This window comes from Sorangium sp. So ce836 (assembly GCF_028553905.1).
GTDB lineage: Bacteria > Myxococcota_A > Polyangia > Polyangiales > Polyangiaceae > Sorangium > Sorangium cellulosum_D.
In genome coordinates this window covers 5,742,458-5,758,981 of record NZ_CP102233.1, presented here as the reverse complement: position 1 = coordinate 5,758,981, position 16,524 = coordinate 5,742,458, and the positions used below count along the sequence as shown (strand labels likewise).

Here is a 16,524-nt window from a genome sequence, read left to right as displayed (position 1 = left end):
CCGCGCCCCTGCTACGCCACCCGCCACGGATACCCACGCTGGCGACGTGGCCCACGCTGGCGGCATGGAAGGAGTCCAAGCATGGCCCAGACACGGAACAGCGTGACGAGCCCGTGGGGCGAGCGGACGCCGTACTTCGGCGAGCATCGATGGCCGGCGCGGGTCGACGAGCAGACGGAGGAGGAGCCGGAGCGATGGGTCCAGTCCTGCTGCGTGCTGTGCACGAACGGGTGCGGGCTCGACATCGGCGTCAAGGGGAGCAGGATCGTCGGCGTCCGCGGCCGGGCCCAGGACGTCGTGAACCACGGCCGGCTGGGCCCGAAGGGGCTCCACGGCTGGGTCGCGAACAACAGCCCCGACCGGCTGACCCGGCCGCTCATCCGCACCGGCAAGAAGCCCGGCGACGCGTTCCGCGAGGCCACGTGGGACGAGGCGATGCATCTCATGACCCGCCGGTGCAGGGACGTGGTCGCGCGGTACACGCCCAGCGCGGTCGCCATCTACAACAGCGGGCAGCTCTTCCTCGAGGAGTACTACACGCTCAGCGTCATCGCCCACGCCGGGCTCCGGACGAACCACATCGACGGGAACACGCGGCTGTGCACCGCCACGGCCGGCAGCTCGCTCCGCGAGACGTTCGGCCGCGACGGGCAGCCGTCGAGCTACCGGGACTTCGACGTCGCCGACTGCATCCTGCACGTCGGCCACAACATCGCCGCGACGCAGACCGTGTCGTGGATGCGCATCCTCGATCGCCGCCGGGGCCCGAACCCGCCCAGGCTCGTCGTGATCGACCCGCGGACAACCGACACCGCGCGGGAGGCGGACGTCCACCTGACCCCGCGCCTCGGCACGAACGTGGCGCTGCTCAACGGGCTCATGCACCTGCTCATCCAGAATGGGCATGTGGATCGGGCGTTCATCGAGGCTCACACGGTCGGGTTCGACGTGCTCCGGGAGAAGGTCGCGGGGTATCCGCCTCGGCGCGTGACCGAGATCACCGGCGTCCCCGTGGAGCAGCTCAACGCCGCGGCCCGCCTGCTGGGGACGAGCGAGCGGCTCCTGGCGACCGTGCTCCAGGGCGTCTATCAGGCGCACGAGGCCACGGCGGCGGCGTGCCAGGTCAACAACCTCGTCCTGATCCGCGGCATGATCGGCAAACCCGGCTGCGGCGTGATCCAGTCGAACGGCCAGCCGACGGCCCAGAACACCCGCGAGACCGGCGCGGACGGCGAGTTCCCGGGGTTCCGCAACATGAACAACCCGGCGCACGTGGCCGACCTCGCGCGCGTGTGGAACGTCGAGCCGGACGTGATCCCCACGTTCGCGCCCCACACCCACTGCACCCAGCTGTTCCGCCTGGCCGAGCAGGGGTCGATCCGGATGCTCTGGATCATCGGCACGAACCCGGCGGTCTCGGTGCCCAACCTGCCCCGCATCCGCAAGACGCTGGCGAAGGAGGATCTCTTCGTCGTCGTGCAGGACGCCTTCCCGACCGAGACCACGCGGTTCGCGGACCTGGTCCTGCCGAGCGCGATCTGGGGGGAGAAGACAGGCACGTTCACGAACACCGATCGGACGGTGCACATCTCGTACAAGGCCGTCGACCCGCCGGGCGAGGCGCGGCCGGACATGGATGTCTTCATCGATTTCGCGCGCCGCATGGGGTTCACGGACAAGGACGGTCAGCCGCTGATCACGTGGGACACGCCCGAGGGCGCGTTCGACGCGTGGCGCGCGTGCAGCGAGGGCCAGAACTGCGATTACAGCGGCCTGACCTATGCCAAGCTCACCGGCGGCTCAGGCATCCAGTGGCCGGTGAACGACGAGCACCCCGACGGGACCGAGCGTTTGTATGCGGACCTGCGCTTTCCGACCGGCGCCGACGAGTGCGGCAGCTACGGGCACGACATCGAGACCGGCGCGGCGGTCTCGCGCGAGGAGTACTCGGCCAACGACCCGGCGGGCCGCGCGATCCTCAAGGCCGCCGACTGGTTCGCTCCGCCGGAGTCGCCCGACGACGAGTACCCGTTGTGGGTGACGACCGGTCGGCTCGTCTACCATTTCCACACGCGGACGAAGACGGGCCGGTCGCCGGCGCTGCAGGCGGCGGCCCCGGACGTGTTCGTGCAGATGAGCGCCGAGGACGCCGCGCGCATGGACGTGAGCGAGGGAGAGATGGTCGACGTCGTGACCCGCCGTGGCCGGGTGCGCGGGGCGGCGAGGATCGGGGATATCCTCCCAGGGCACCTGTTCATCCCGTTTCATTACGGCTACTGGGACGAGGAGGGAACGGACGGGGCCGAGCCGGACGGGCGGCCGCGGGCCGCGAACGAGCTGACGATGACGACGTGGGACCCGGTGAGCAAACAGCCGGCCGTGAAGTTCGCGGCGGCCAGGCTGCAGAAGGTGAGCGCCGCGCGCAGCGCCGCCGCGAAGATCGCCGGCGCGGCGGAGCGGGCGGCCGCGCGCGCCGGCGCCGCGGCCTCGGCGGTCGCGTCGGCGATCGCGCGCCCTTCCGGCGGCACCGCGGAGCGGCAGCGCCTGGGCGACTACCTCGGCCTGCTCCGGCTGGCCCACGAGCGGTTCATCGCGGCGTGCGACGCCGCCTCCGAGCACGAGCTCAACGAGGGCGAGCTGTCGATGGGGCTCGCGCGGTTGCAGGAGCTCTCGCGGCAGTCGATTTCGTGGCTGGAGCCGGCGGCGCGCCCCTACGACCCCGCCCCGCCGGCCGGCGACGCGAACGAGCTCAGCTCGCTGCCGGAGAAGATCCGCCTGAACCGGGCCAGGGAGGGCAAGCTCGGGCAGCTCCGCGGGCTGCACGAGCTCTACGTGCTCGCGGCCGACCTGCACATCACGCTCGTCGCCGTGAAAAAGACGGCCATGATGCTGCTCGACCGCCCCCTCATGGCGAGCTGCGACCGGATCGAGGAGAACACGCGCCGCCAGCAGGCGTGGCTCCTGACCCAGGTCGGCGCGCACGCGCCGCAGATCCTGGGCGTCCCGTTCTGAGCCAGCACGCCGTCGCGCTCGCCCAGCCGCGCGCGGGGCGTCCCCGCCGGAGCGCGGCGGGCCGCCTTGACGCGCGCGAGCGGAGCGGCGGGCGCTACGCGCGGGCCTCTCGCTGAGAGATCGAGCTCAAGAGCTCTGATGACCTCGCCCCGCCGTCCCTGTCGGCGATGTCCGACAGGCTGATGACGCCGACAGGATGCTTCTGGTCGTCGACGCAGACGATCCTCGACTTCTTGTGGTTGCTCATGAGGCTCGCCGCCACGTTCAGATCCTCGTCCGGACGGCAGCAGACGACCTCTCGGGTCATGACGTCTTCCGCCCGCGTCGACGAGGCCTGACGGTGCTCCGCGAGCACCCGGATCGTGAGATCGCGATCGGTGAGGGTCCCGATGATGGATCCGTCATCGCCGCAGATCGGAACGAAACCGATGTTCCGCGCCTGCATCAGCTCGGCGACGCGCTCGACGGGCTCGCCCGCCTTGCAGCACGCCACGTCGGTCTTCATGATCTCGGAGCAGTTCATTGTCTCTCCTCCTGGCATCGCATTATGCTTCGTGTTCGAGACGCCCATCGTCTCGCCGCGAGATCCAGCACCAGCAAACGGCGGGCCATCGCGCCGCGAGGCACAGGTGCCGAGCTCGCGACGAACATGGGATGGCGCGAGATGCGATCTCGCGACGACCGCGCGGGCGCGAGGCGCCAGCTCTCTCCAGCGCTCGGTCGGGTCAGTCCCTTCGTCAGCCCATCCGCAGGTTGACCTAGCCGACGTGCGGCTCAGTCCGGCGCGACGATCGAGCCGCCCCGCGCGACGCCCGGCAGCGCTCGCTCCCTTCGACGGTCGTTCGGCCCGGGCCGTGTTCGGCGATGGGCAGCCGCGCTCGCCTCGTCTCCTGGACTATTCCGCTCGGCTACAAAATTCCATTTATGCAGCTCCTTCGGGTGCGCCACCCAAAAAAGTTGAGTAGACGCCTCAGAGTGGTGACCGAAAGCCAGCACCTCATCCCACAACCCCGTCGAGCTCTGGAAACGGTGATCTCGGACGTTCCGTGGCGGCGGCTCAGCGGGCCCTCGGTCGCGGAGTGATCCGCGACCAGCTCACGCGCGCCACGTCCGGCAGCGCCGGCGTCGGCGTTCGTCTCGTTTTCGATTGGCTTGAAAGGCGAGTACTACAATGAGAGCTATTGCTTATGGGACCATGGCCCTGGTCGTGGCGGGAGCCCTAAGTGCGTGCAGCGGGTCCGAGTCGGGCGATGACGGCTCCGGTGGCGCTCCGAATACAGGCAGCGCGTCGGGGCCGACATCCAGCGGCGCGGCGGGGCCGACATCCAGCGGCGCGGCGGGGCAGACGTCCAGCGGCGCGTCCGGGCAGACGTCCAGCAGCGCGGTGGGGCAGACATCCAGCGGCGCGGCGGGCGGTGGAGAGCCCGGCACCGGCGGCACCGACAGCCCAGGCGAGTCAATCTGCGGAGTGACGCCGGCCGCCGCGACCGGCCACGTCACGCTGGAGAACCTGTGCCGCGGCGTGGTGGCCGTGCGCTCGGGCGAAGGCAACTTCATCAGCTGGCGGTTGATGGGCTACGAGGATCCCGAGATCGGGTTCAACGTCTACCGCGACGGCGCCAAGGTGAACGACACCCCCATCACCGACTCGACCAACTACTTCGACTCGGGGGCCCCCGGAGACGCGAAGTACACCGTCCGCGCCGTGATCGATGGCGTCGAGCAGGGCGACTCGGCCAACACGCGCAGCGGGGGCGCGGGCACACCCACGTGGGAGCGAAACTATCTGACCATCCCGCTCAAAACGCCCAACAATTACCAGGCCGGCGACGCCTCCCCCGGCGATCTCGACGGCGACGGCGACTACGAGCTCGTGGTCAAAGAGCAGAACAACCCGCGCGATCCGTCGCAGGACGGTCGCACCGGCCAGCCCAAGCTCGCGGCCTACGACACCGACGGCACCTTTCTGTGGCGCATCGACCTGGGCATCAACATCCGAGAGAGCGAGCACACCACGCCCTTTGTCGTGTACGACCTCGACGGCGATGGCCGCGCCGAGATCGCCGTCAAGACCGCGCCCGGCACACGCGATGGGAAGGGAGCGTTCCTGCACACCGGCCCCGCCGCCGACGATGACGACTCGCGAGACTATCGCAACGGGGCGGGCAAGATCTTGAGCGGGCCGGAATATCTCACGGTCTTCAGCGGCGTCGACGGCTCGGAGCTCGCGACCATCGCGTACCACGCCCCCATCACGAGCGGCAGCTTCGGCGACAACAACGGCAACCGCTCGGATCGCTACAACGCCACGCTGGCGTTCCTCGATGACTCGGGCCGACCGAGCGTCGTCATGCAGCGGGGCTACTACGCCCGAACGACGTTCGGAGCGTACAATTACCGCGACGGCCGGCTGAGCCTGATGTGGAGCTTCGATTCGTCGGCGAACGGCAACGGTGCCTTCGCCGGCAAGGGCGTCCACAGCGTCATGGCGGCGGACACCGACGGCGACCTGAGGCAGGAGATCATCCCTGGCGCCGCGACGATAGGCCCCGACGGCAAGGGCAAGTGCGCCGTCGACTTCTACGGGCACGGCGACGCGCTTCACGTCGCCGACCTGGTCCCCTCGCGCCCCGGCCTCGAGGTGTTTCAGCCGACCGAAGCGGACGGCGTGCCCTCGTACTTCCTGCGAGACGCGGAGACCTGCGAGATCCTGTGGCGCGGCCCCAACAGCGACGGCGAGGGGCCGGGCCGCGGCGCTGCCGACGACATCTCTCCCGACAACCCCGGCGGCGAGGCCTGGACCAACACCGCAGGCCTGTTCAGTGCGGCGAGCGGTCGCAACATCGGCTCCCGCCCCCGCCAGGTGAACTTCCTGATCTGGTGGGACGGCGACGAGAGCCGCGAGCTGCTCGACGGCAACACCGTCACGAACTTCGACGGCGAAGGTCGGGGCTTCACCGCGAGCGGCTGCACCTCGATCAACGGCACCAAATCGGTGCCGACGCTCAGCGCTGATCTGTTCGGCGACTGGCGCGAGGAGGTCGTGTTCCTGTGTGGCGACAGCCTGCGCATCTACACCACCGATCAGATCACCAAACGCCGCATCTACACCCTGATGCACGATCCGCAGTACCGTGCCAACGTGTCGGCGCAAAACGCGACCTACAACCAGCCGCCGCACACCAGCTTCCACATCGGCGACGGCATGAGGGAGCCCCCCAGACCCGACATCACGGTGCGGTGATGCCGTCGCGCCGTCGTGCGGCGGCTCACGTCGCCGCCGCCGCGCGGCGGCCCGGCGCGACGAGCTGGAGCGCGCGATCGAGCAGGGCATGGGCGTCCCGGCCCCTGCCGTGACGTGGCGCCGGGTCCGCCGTTGCGTTCAAGCGCGCAGCCCGATCGCTGGCCACGCTCGGACGTATGAACCTTCATCTCCAAACGCTCGTCGATCACGCCGCGTGGGCCAACCGACAGCTCTTCGCCGCGCTTCGCGACATCGATTCCTTCGCGTCGCAGAAGGGCGCAGACTTGATCTTGCGGGTCCTCGACCACGCCCACGTCGTCAGCCGCATCTTCCAGGCCCACCTCCAGGGCGTCTCGCACGGCTACGAGTCCACGCAGAGCGCGGTCCTCCCTGCGCTCGAGGAGCTCGATCGCGGATCCGAGGCCATCGACCGCTGGTATGTGGAGACCGCGGCGTCGCTCGGACCGGAGGAGCTCGCACGACCTCGCGACGTGCGCTTCACCGACGGGAAGGTCGTGCCGATGACCGCGGCCACGATGATCCTCCACGTGGTCACACACACGACCCATCACCGCGGAAACGTGGACGCCATCATGATCCAATGCGGGATGCCGCGCCGGAGGGACGGATTCCCCGAGTTCCTCGTCAGTCGAGCGTCCGCCACGTGATCGAGCTCAGCCCCTGTGTCGGCGTCATTCCGAACTGCTCCCGGAAGACGCGGCTCAGGTGGGCGCTGTCCGCGAACCCGGCGGCGGCCGCGGCGGCGCTCAGGCTCGCTCCCCCCTCCACCGCGGCGATGGCGCGGCGCAGGCGCTTCCACCGCAGATACGCGCGCATCGGGAGCCCGACGTCACGCGCGAAGGCATGGCGCATCTGCCGCGGCGACAGCCCGGCCTCGTGCGAGAGGCTCGCGAGGTCGACCGGGTCGGAGCCATCGAGGTAGGCGCACATCCGACGCGCCGCCGGGTGCCGCGGCTCCGGTGGCTGACGCAAGTCGACCGCGGAGAGGATCGAGGCGATGAGAGCGCGCGCCATCTCCGGCGTGGGATCGCGAGGGACGCTCACGTCGAGCGCGCCGCGGCCCCACGTCTCGCACCGGGGCTCGGCGTCGCGAGAGAGCGCTCGGCTCGCCAGGTCGTCCCCGTCGAGGAACAGCATCGCAGCGTGTGCGCACGCGCCGTGTCGATGGGGCATGCGTGGGGGGATGACGGCGGCGCCGGCGTGAAGGTGTCCGCCGGCGCCGTCCTCGATGCACAGCCCCTGCGGCGCGATGACGACCTGGGCCGCGTGATGCGCGTGACGCCTCGTGGCAACGAGGGGGCCCACGTAGAGCATCCGTGTCTCCGAGACGAACAGCGTACCGCTCAACGTCGCCGGCGTGCTCAACGGTCGCTGGCTCCGTCGGGGGATGTCGACATCCGCTGGTCCATCAGCTCGCCATCCTAGCTCAGGCGCTCTGGGGGGCGAGGGACCTCCAGGGCGGCCGCGACGCGGACGCCGGGGCGCGGAGCGGGGCGGAGCCCTGAAGAAACGAGGCCAGGTCCGAACCCGAGCGTCCGCCGCGGGAATCGGTTTGATCTCAAACAATGAGCGAGCTAAGAATCCGGTCATGAGCCTGTCCTTCTCTGGACCCAAGGGGTGGATCGAGCAGCGCTGGATCGTGTACGCCCTCATGCGGGACAGCATCCAGCACCACCTCGAAGACGGGTGTCCGACCGCTGAGTTCGCGGCGGTCCACGGCGCGGCCGGGGCCCTCGGCGGGCAGCGGGTGGTGCTCCCGGCGCAAAAGCTCCACGAGGAGCTCCGGCGGGCGCGGGCCGCGCTCGCGGGCCGTCCGATCGACGAGCTGGCGATCAGCGGCCGGACCCGCGCGGTCCTCAGCCTGCGCTGGCCGCCGGCGGAGGAGCGCGAGACGATGCTCGTCAAGGACTGGGGCGACTCGGTGCCGCTGCTCGGCGCGCCGTCCGGCGACAGCCTCGACGACGTCTTCGGCCACCTGCTCGACGGCCTCTTGCGCATCACCGAGGGGGCCTCCGAGTCGGATCACGTCGAGGTCACGGACCTGTAAGCGAAGGCTCACTGGATCCGGAGGTCGATCGTCATGTCCTTTCCGCCCCGCTGGACGGCGATCGCGAGGTTGTCCGCCGAGCGCAGCCGGGCATAGGCCTGGAGGGCGCTCTGCGGGTCGGTCAGATCGAAGCCGTTGATCGACCGGAGGGTGTCCCCCTTGCGCAGGCCGACCGCGGTCAAGAGCGAGCCGGCCCCGACGCGCGCGAGGCGGACGCCGATCACCCGCTCTCCCTCGCGGGCGGGGACGATGCGCGCAGAGCGCATGAGCTCGCCTTGCTTCTCCAGGACGAGATCGATCGCCGTCCGGTCGACGATGAACTCGGTGTCGCTCACCTTCCGGATCTTCGACGCGATCTCGGGCGGGAGCGCGCCGCGCTTCGGCGGCTTCGGCGCGGCGCGGGGCGCGGGCGGCGCCGGCGCGCGCCGGTTGTCGCCGATGCGGACCTGGCAGCGCGCCCCCGGCTCGGCCAACCACACGCGGTCCCAGCCGATCGCGAGGACCGAGCGGCCCTCGACCGCATCTCCCGCCCGGCGGAGGAGCGGCTCCCCTCGCCCCACCGCGATCGTGGCGAACGACCAGGAGGGATCCTCCGAGGCGGCGATGAGCAGGACGCGCGCGCCCTCGCAGGTCGGATCCAGCAGCGGATCGCCGAACGCTGCGGGGTCCTCGTCCGCCTCCTCGTGCGCGGGCCTCGGCGTGAGGGGCCCTGTCCTCGAGTCGAACGGGTTCCGCGCGAGGATCGCCGCCGCGCTGGTCGCGTGATCGCTGGGCTCCAGGACGGGCGGCGGCGGCGGCGGCTCCGACCGAGCCGCGGGCAGCCCGGAGAGCCACGCTTCCTCGACGAGGTACGAGATCCCGGAGGCCTGCTGGTACGCAGCCGTCATGATCATCCCGCCGAGGAGCGCCGGGAAAGCTCGCTTGATGAGGACTTCCGGGATCAACGTCGTCTTCCAGATCGAGTGTCCGCGCGAGCGCCGGCGCCCCCAGCGGCCCGTGAGCGGCCACGGATGGAGCGCGGGCGCCCGCGCGGGTGTTCCTTGCACGCCTTGCGCGCCGCGACCCTCTCGCGAGCGCAGCCTGCCCGTGGTGGAGCAGCATCCGTGCCCACGTGGCTTGGGAGTTGCTGCCCGGGGGCGCATGACGAAGAAGACAGGCTCCGCACGGCTCCCCCGCCCCATCGCGCTCCTCGCCGCGATCGCCGCGATCGCCGCTCCGCTGGCCGTGGGATGCGCTCCGGACCCGCAGAACGCCCCCTGTTCCAGAGATGCCGAGTGCCGGCGCCGCGACGAGGATCTCAGGTACTGCATCAGCGCGAGATGCGTGGAGTGCCTCTCCAGCTCGATCTGCGGCGCAGGGAACGAGTGTGTCGACGGGCGCTGCGTGCTCCGGTGCCGGGACGCGCGCGACTGCCGATCCGACCAGCTCTGCCGCGACGGCACGTGCGAGGACCGGTGACGTGCGACATCGTGTCGCATCTGGGACAATGGATCGCATGAACGCGCGAAGCCGAGAGGGGCGGACCACCATGGGGCTGACGCTCCAGCTGTGGCTCATGCTCCTCGTGCCGATCGTCCTGGCCGTCGCGCTCTACGGGGCGGTCATCCACACGACGCGGCACCAGTTCCTCCGCAGCCAGGCGGCCGCCGAGCTGCGCCACCACGCGAGCCTGGTCGAGGCGGCGATCGGCGGCGCCGTCGAGCGGGGCCAGATCGAGCTGCTCAAGCACCGCATCGAGCGGCTCGCGCAGGCCGACCGCATCCTCGGGATCGCGGCGTTCGACGCGGCCGGGGGCCCGATCCTCGTGACCGATCCGATCGCCGGCGAGGCGACGGAGCTCGCGGCGCTGGCGCGGAGGGCGCTCGCGACGGGCGCCGAGATCGAGGAGGAGCGCACGCTCGGCGGGGCGCCGGCGCTCGTGCGCACCGTCACGTTCTCGCAGCGCGGGCTGTCGGTGGTCGCCGTGGTCGTCCGGGAGCTCCGCTACCTGGACGCGTTCGCGCGCAGCTCGAACCGCGGGCTGGCGCTCGCCGGGGCCGCGCTCCTCGCCGCCACGGCGCTGATCGCCGCGTTCGCGAGCCGGGCGACGGTCGGGCGGCCGGCAGGCGCGATCGTGGCGGGCGTCGAGCGGGTGGCGCGCGGCGAGCTCGGGGTGACGGTGCCCGAGGCGGGCGCCGAGGAGCTCCGGCGGCTCGCGCGGGCGTTCAACGCGATGACCGCCTCGCTCGCCGAGGCGCGCGCCCACCTGGAGCAGGAGCAGGCCGCCCGGGCCGCCGTCGAGCGCAAGCTCCAGCAGGCGCACGCGCTGTCGGCCGTCGGGCAGGTGGTCGCCTCGATCGGCCACGAGATCGGCTCGCCCCTCAACGTCATCCTGGCGCGCGCGCGCCGCCTCGCCGACCAGCCCGGCTGGCCCGAGGCGACCCGCGGCGAGCTGGAGACGATCGCCACGCAGTCCGAGCGCATCTCCCGCGTGGTGGCGCGGCTGCTCTCCATCGCCCGCCCGCCGCGGACGCTCGGCCGCGGCAGCGACGTGGCCCAGGTCGCGCGCGAGGTGCTCGCGTTCCTCGGGCCGGAGTGCAGGCAGCGCGGGATCACGACGCGGATCGACCACGACGAGGCGCCGCTCCACGTGGCGCTCGACGCGGACCACCTGTTCCAGGTGCTCTTCAACCTGTGCCTGAACGCGGCGCAGGCGCAGCCGAGCGGCGGCGAGATCGCGGTGCGCCTCGCGCAGGCCGACGCCCGCAAGGCGTCGTTCGAGGTCGAGGATCGCGGCCCGGGCGTCCCGCCGGGCGTCGCCGCGCGCATCTTCGAGGCGTTCTTCACGTCGCGGGGCGACGGCGGCGGCACCGGGCTCGGCCTGGCGATCGTCGAGGGGATCGTGCGCGACGCGGGCGGCTCGGTCGAGCTGGTCCGCACCGGCCGCGGCGGCGCCTGCTTCCGCGTCACCCTGCCGCGCGGCGCGGCCGCGCCGCTCGTCGCGCGCGGCGCGGCGGAGGCCCGCGCGTGAGCCCGCGCGCGAGGGTGCTCGTCGTCGACGACGAGCTCGAGATGGTGAAGCTCGTGGCCGACATCGCCCGCGACATGGGCCACGAGCCGACGACGCTGACCGCGCCGCTGCTCGCGCTGCCGCTCCTCGAGGAGCGGGAGTTCGATCTCGTCGTGACCGACGTGCGCATGCCCGAGATGGACGGGATCGAGCTCATCGAGCGGATCGCGCGCTTCGACCCGCGGGCGGCGATCATCGCCATGACGGCGTTCGGCTCGATCGACACCGCGGTCCGCGCCATGCGCGCCGGCGCGTTCGACTACCTGCCGAAGCCGTTCCAGCCGGCGGACATGGCGCTGCGGATGGAGCGGGCGCTCGGGCAGCGCGCGATGACGGTCGAGCTGACCGAGCTGCGCTCGGAGGTGGCGCACCGGTTCTCGATCGCGGGCATGATCGGCCGCAGCCGGGCGATCGAGGAGGTGATCGCGCTCGTGCGGCGGGTCGCGGACAACCCGGCGACGGTGCTCGTGAGCGGCCCGAGCGGGAGCGGCAAGGAGCTCGTGGCGCGCGCGCTCCACGGCGAGAGCCGGCGCCGCGGGCGGAAGTTCGTGGCGGTCAACTGCGCGGCGATCCCCGAGGCGCTCATCGAGGCGGAGCTGTTCGGGGTGCGCAAGGGCGCGTACACGGACGCGCGCAGCGATCGGCCCGGGATGTTCCAGGAGGCCGACGGCGGGACGCTCTTCCTCGACGAGGTGAGCGAGCTCGCGCTGCCGCTCCAGGCGAAGCTCCTGCGCGCGCTCCAGGAGCGGGAGGTCCGCCCGGTCGGCTCGGTGTCGTCGGAGCCGGTCGACGTGCGCGTCATCGCGGCGACGAACCGCGATCTGCGCGCGGCGGTCGCCGAGCGCGCCTTTCGCGAGGATCTCTTCTACCGGCTCGCGGTGATCGAGATCGCGATCCCGCCGCTGAAGCACCGGACGGACGACATCGTGCCGCTGGCCGAGCACTTCCTGGCGCGCGCGGCCGCGAACGCGGGCAAGCCGATCGCGGGGTTCTCGGGCGCGGCGCTGAAGCGCCTGCTCGCGTACGACTGGCCCGGCAACGTCCGCGAGCTGGAGAACGCGATCGAGCGGGCGGCGGCGCTCTGCGACGGCGGGCGGATCTCCCCGGACGACCTCCCGGAGTGCGTGCGCTCCCGGCGAGGCGCGCCGGATTTCCTGGAGGCCGCGGCGGATCGGCTGATGACGCTCGACGAGCTCCAGCGCGAGTACGCGCAGATCGTCCTCAAGCGGGCGGGCGGCAAGAAGCAGCGGGCGGCGGCGCTGCTCGGCGTCGACCGGCGGACGCTGCAGCGCTGGTTCGGCGGGGGGAGCGACGGCGAGGAGGGGGCGTGAGCGAGCGCCCGCCATCGCGCGCCCGTCGTGGCGTGATCAGCTCGCGGGCACGACGGTGATCTCGCCGGTCGTGTACAGGGCGGAGGTGTCCCAGGCGAGCCCCGGGGCGAGCGGCAGGTCGATGATCACGGCAGCGAACGTCCCCGCGAGGTCGCCGCCCCAGCCGAGCAGCACGATGGAATCCCCGGCCTGGAACGACACGGAGCTGTCGGCCGGCGCGACCTCCAGCGCCCCGTCGAGGAGGAGGTCCCCGTCCACCTGGAGGAGCGGCGATGGACTCGAACCCCCGACGGTGATGCGCAGGGTGGACCCCGGCCCCTGGCTGTAGCTGCCGACGATGGTCGTCGAAGCGTGCTCCTCCCCGACCGCGAGCTCGCCGGCCTGCAAGTTGGCGAGATCGCCCACGAAGCTGCCGATTGCGAGGCGCCCGCCGGCGAAGTCGAAGTCGCCCTCCTCGACCTCCATGGCGCCCGCGACGAGGTCGCCGTCAGCGAGGCGCACGGAGGGCCCCAGGTAGGGATAGGTGCTGACCACCGGCGCGGCTCGGAGGAGGCCGCCGATGCTCACGAAAGCGTCCTTGTCGACCAGGAGCGACGGAGACGCATTGCCCCTGGCGAAGATGGTGACGTCGCCGCTGTTGAGCCATGACGCATAGACGTCGTTCGCCCTGATGAAGCCCCCGCCGAGCTCGGAATGGATCTCTGTATCTTCCGTCACGAGGGTCCCGTACGCCCCGACGGTGAGCTCGCCATATCCACTCGCCGCCCCCACGCGAAGGAGCCCCTGGTTGGTCCACGTACCACCCCAACCGCGCACGCTGACCTTGCTCCTCATGAGAATATCCCTGTGGCCGATCCTGGCATTGTTCGTGAAGACCTGGGCCCGCTCGATGTCCAGCGTGCCCGGGCTGTTCACGCCCACGGCGAATTCTCCCGTGCTCACCCACCTCGTCGCGGAGCCGGTCACGGTGACGTGGCCATTGCAGCTCGTGCAGCCCGACGCGCCGCTGCCGCCGCCGATGTAGACATTGTTCGAGAAGAAGGCCCCCCCTTTCTTGAGCTCGACGCGACCTTTCGCCCTGAGGCCGACGTACGTGTTCGCTCGGCTCGTCACGGTGGCGTCATACCCTTCGACGAGCAGGACACCATAGTTCTCGGAGGAGCGCTCACCCACCACGAGGTCATCGGTGAGCACCTCGGCGCCGTCCCGGACGAAGAGCTCCCCATGAGAAAGAGTGCCGCGGAGGCAGATCTGGATGGATCCGCTGTTGGTCCACTTCGAGCCGTACCCGGTGACCTGAACTTTGCCGGTGAGACCATTTCCTATCAACGCGTTCGCGCTGTTCAGCTGCCCGCCGTTCGCGACGGTCACTTCCCCTCCATTGTAGGTGGGCTCCCAGGGGTTGCTCGCGCCGCCCACGACGAGCGTGCTCGACCCCAGATCCCACGGATCACTCGGGTTTCCGGGCGACACATCCCCCGTGACGGTCACGTCTGCATGGGCTGCCCCTGCCACGCTCAGGGACGCTGCCGCGAGCACGGCGGATAGAGCGAATCGTACGTGCTGTTCCATGGTTCGTACCCCTCCAAAGAAGATTCAGTTCCCATGAGAGACCACGGCCAGCGTGATGCGCCCGCAATGCAGGAGCGATACGCGAACGTGATCTCCCATGGTGGTCTAAATAGGGGACTCGGCCAACTATTGCAACACCATTTCTTAAGTGATCGCGATTTCTCCATCGGCCGCGATCTCGGCCCGGCCGGTACGGTCCGGACCGCGGAGATCAGGCCATGAGGCGCCGCGGCTCCCGTCGCAGCGGGTGCTGCAGACCCGACCCCACGCGATGCGGCATGGCGCAGCGTCCATGAGAGCCCACGGTCAGCGCGAGGCTCCCGCAACGCAGGAGCGACACGCAGACGTGATCTCCCATGATGATCTCAATATGAGATTTGGTCCACCATTGCAACACCATTTCTTGAGCGATCGCGATTTCTCCATCGACCGCGATCTCGGCCCGGCAGCACGGTCGGAGGGGCGATGTCAGCCAGGTCGACTTCTCGACCGGCCGCGGAGGGTCACGAGCTGCTGATGCCCACCTCGGGCGAGGCGGCGCGGGCCGGTGCCTCGGCGCTCCAGGAGATGGAGATGTTGTTCAGCACGACCTGGCTCCTCGGGAGCGCCGCAGCCGGGCGTGATCGAGGAGCACCCGCACCCCCGCGGGGGAGCGCCCCGATCCCGGGCGACCTGTGCACCGAGGTCGCCGGGGCGCCAGCGGGCGGGCGGCCGGAGGAGCGCGCCGGATTTGCCTCGGGCGCGAAACCGGATCAAGCGGGTTCATGGCATCCACTGCGACGCAGCGACCAGAGGAGCTCCGCCAGCCGAGGCAGCTGAGCCTGAGCACGCTCCTCGCGGTCGCGACATGTCTCCTCACGGGCACGGCGATCGCCGTCGTCGCCGCGCTCTTGGTCGCCTCGACGACCATGCAACAGGCCACCCAGATCCTCGGCGACGCGAGCGAGAGCGTCCGCCTGGCGGACCGGCTGCAGGTCGACCTCTTCCTCGATGCGCACCAGATCAGCCGGAGGGCCGCGCTCGGCAGCCTCGGGGTGATCGCCGACGACCATGCGTGGGAGCGCGAGCTGAGGGGTGGCCTCGCGGAGGCGCACCGCTACGTGAGCAGCCCGGAAGAGGGCAGCGTCCTCGAGGACGCGCAGCGGCGCGTCGACGCGTACCTCGCCCAGCGCCGCGCCGCCGACGCCGAGAGCCCTCCCCCCTCGCCGGCCGCGGCGGCGCCCGCCGTGGACGCGCTCGCCTTCGACGACGCCTTCAGGGCCCTCGATCGCCTGGTCGCGATCAACCTCGAGCAGGCCAGCGCGTCGAAGGCGCTCGTCGCACGCCTGGGCCAGCGCGCGACCTCCGCCGGCGTCGCGGCCGTCCTCTTCTTCATGGCCGGCGCGTCCCTGGTCCTCCTCAGCGCGCGGCGGCTCGTCTACGGCCCCATCGTCGCGATCCAGGAGGCCATCGGCCGCTACGGCGCCGGGGATCGCGCCGCGCGCGCGCCGCTCGTCGGGCCGCGCGAGCTCGACGACATCGCGCGGGCCTTCAACAGCACGGCGGAGTCGCTCGAGCGCCAGCGGCAGGCGCAGCTCGCGTTCCTCGGCGGCGTGGCGCACGATCTCAGGAACCCTCTCTCGGCGCTCCGGCTGTCCGTGAGCTTCCTGAGCCTCGACGGCCCCCCGCCGGATCCGCGCGTCCAGCGGACCATGGCGCTCGTCGGGCGGCAGGTCGATCGCCTCGAGCGCATGGTCGGGGATCTCCTCGACGCGTCGCAGATCGAGGCGTGCAAGCTCGAGCTCAAGGCCGAGGAGCGCGACCTGCGCGAGCTCGCGCAGGAGGCGGTGGAGCTCTACCGCCCGGTCTCGCCGGAGCACCCGATCGAGCTCTCGCTGCCCGAGGCGCCGGTGCCCGTCCGCTGCGACGCGACCCGGATCGAGCAGGTGCTGAACAACCTCCTCTCGAACGCGGTCAAGTACTCTCCCGCCGGCGGCCAGGTCGACGTGACGGTCCACGGCGGCGAGGGCCGCGCCGAGATCGCCGTCCGCGACCGGGGGGTCGGGATCGATCCGACCGATCTGCCGCAGCTCTTCGAGCCGTTCCGGCGCCTCAAGGCGTCGGCGGGCGCGATCCCGGGGACGGGCCTCGGGCTCGCCGTGGCGAAGCGCATCGTCGAGGCGCACGGCGGCCGCCTCCTCGTCGAGAGCGAGCCCGGCGCCGGCTCGGTGTTCCGGGTCGAGCTGCCGCGCGCCTCCTGACGGGGCGC

Annotated in this window: 12 protein-coding genes; 8 read left to right on the top strand and 4 right to left on the bottom strand. The window is 71.2% G+C overall.

Going from position 1 to position 16,524, the window contains the following annotated elements; genetic code table 11:
• Nucleotides 1-81: 81 nt before the first annotated feature.
• Nucleotides 82-3,012, top strand: a complete 2,931-nt coding sequence (locus tag NQZ70_RS20760) for a molybdopterin oxidoreductase family protein (RefSeq protein ID WP_129575758.1) — start codon at nucleotides 82-84, stop codon at nucleotides 3,010-3,012.
• 94 nt (nucleotides 3,013-3,106) lie between these two features.
• On the opposite strand, the gene NQZ70_RS20755 is transcribed toward NQZ70_RS20760, so the two are convergent.
• Nucleotides 3,107-3,535, bottom strand: a complete 429-nt coding sequence (locus NQZ70_RS20755) for a CBS domain-containing protein (RefSeq protein ID WP_165374076.1) — start codon at nucleotides 3,533-3,535, stop codon at nucleotides 3,107-3,109.
• 672 nt (nucleotides 3,536-4,207) lie between these two features.
• On the opposite strand from NQZ70_RS20755, the gene NQZ70_RS20750 reads away from it, so the two are divergent.
• Nucleotides 4,208-6,256: a rhamnogalacturonan lyase gene (locus tag NQZ70_RS20750; RefSeq protein WP_207217904.1), complete on the top strand. Its 2,049-nt coding sequence runs from the start codon at nucleotides 4,208-4,210 to the stop codon at nucleotides 6,254-6,256.
• Nucleotides 6,257-6,432: 176 nt separating this feature from the next.
• A complete protein-coding gene (locus tag NQZ70_RS20745; protein ID WP_129575756.1) occupies nucleotides 6,433-6,924 on the top strand; it encodes a DinB family protein in 492 nt (163 codons plus the stop codon).
• Here the strand turns inward: NQZ70_RS20745 and NQZ70_RS20740 are convergent.
• Nucleotides 6,902-7,624, bottom strand: a complete 723-nt coding sequence (locus NQZ70_RS20740; RefSeq protein WP_272828931.1) for an AraC family transcriptional regulator — start codon at nucleotides 7,622-7,624, stop codon at nucleotides 6,902-6,904. The two genes, NQZ70_RS20745 and NQZ70_RS20740, sit on opposite strands and share 23 nt — an antisense overlap.
• A gap of 241 nt (nucleotides 7,625-7,865) precedes the next feature.
• Here NQZ70_RS20740 and NQZ70_RS20735 point away from each other — a divergent pair, with 241 nt between their 5' ends.
• Complete coding sequence (locus NQZ70_RS20735) at nucleotides 7,866-8,324, top strand: hypothetical protein (protein ID WP_129575755.1); 459 nt, start codon at nucleotides 7,866-7,868, stop codon at nucleotides 8,322-8,324.
• An 8-nt stretch (nucleotides 8,325-8,332) separates the two neighbouring features.
• On the opposite strand, the gene gspC is transcribed toward NQZ70_RS20735, so the two are convergent.
• Complete coding sequence (gene gspC / locus NQZ70_RS20730; RefSeq protein ID WP_272483665.1) at nucleotides 8,333-9,370, bottom strand: type II secretion system protein GspC; 1,038 nt, start codon at nucleotides 9,368-9,370, stop codon at nucleotides 8,333-8,335.
• A gap of 94 nt (nucleotides 9,371-9,464) precedes the next feature.
• On the opposite strand from gspC, the gene NQZ70_RS20725 reads away from it, so the two are divergent.
• From NQZ70_RS20725 to NQZ70_RS20715, 3 genes are read left to right on the top strand one after another with little or no spacing between them, the layout of a single operon-like run.
• Nucleotides 9,465-9,782, top strand: a complete 318-nt coding sequence (locus NQZ70_RS20725; protein WP_129575754.1) for a hypothetical protein — start codon at nucleotides 9,465-9,467, stop codon at nucleotides 9,780-9,782.
• 37 nt (nucleotides 9,783-9,819) lie between these two features.
• Nucleotides 9,820-11,334: an ATP-binding protein gene (locus tag NQZ70_RS20720; protein ID WP_129575753.1), complete on the top strand. Its 1,515-nt coding sequence runs from the start codon at nucleotides 9,820-9,822 to the stop codon at nucleotides 11,332-11,334.
• On the top strand, nucleotides 11,331-12,704 hold the full coding sequence (locus NQZ70_RS20715) for a sigma-54 dependent transcriptional regulator (protein ID WP_129575752.1): 1,374 nt from the start codon (nucleotides 11,331-11,333) through the stop codon (nucleotides 12,702-12,704). Before NQZ70_RS20720 ends, NQZ70_RS20715 begins: the two co-directional genes overlap by 4 nt.
• Before the next feature lie 36 nt (nucleotides 12,705-12,740).
• On the opposite strand, the gene NQZ70_RS20710 is transcribed toward NQZ70_RS20715, so the two are convergent.
• Nucleotides 12,741-14,195, bottom strand: a complete 1,455-nt coding sequence (locus NQZ70_RS20710) for a hypothetical protein (RefSeq protein WP_237245467.1) — start codon at nucleotides 14,193-14,195, stop codon at nucleotides 12,741-12,743.
• A gap of 845 nt (nucleotides 14,196-15,040) precedes the next feature.
• Between NQZ70_RS20710 and NQZ70_RS20705 the strand changes: the two genes are divergently transcribed.
• On the top strand, nucleotides 15,041-16,516 hold the full coding sequence (locus NQZ70_RS20705; protein WP_129575750.1) for a sensor histidine kinase: 1,476 nt from the start codon (nucleotides 15,041-15,043) through the stop codon (nucleotides 16,514-16,516).
• Nucleotides 16,517-16,524: the final 8 nt, after the last annotated feature.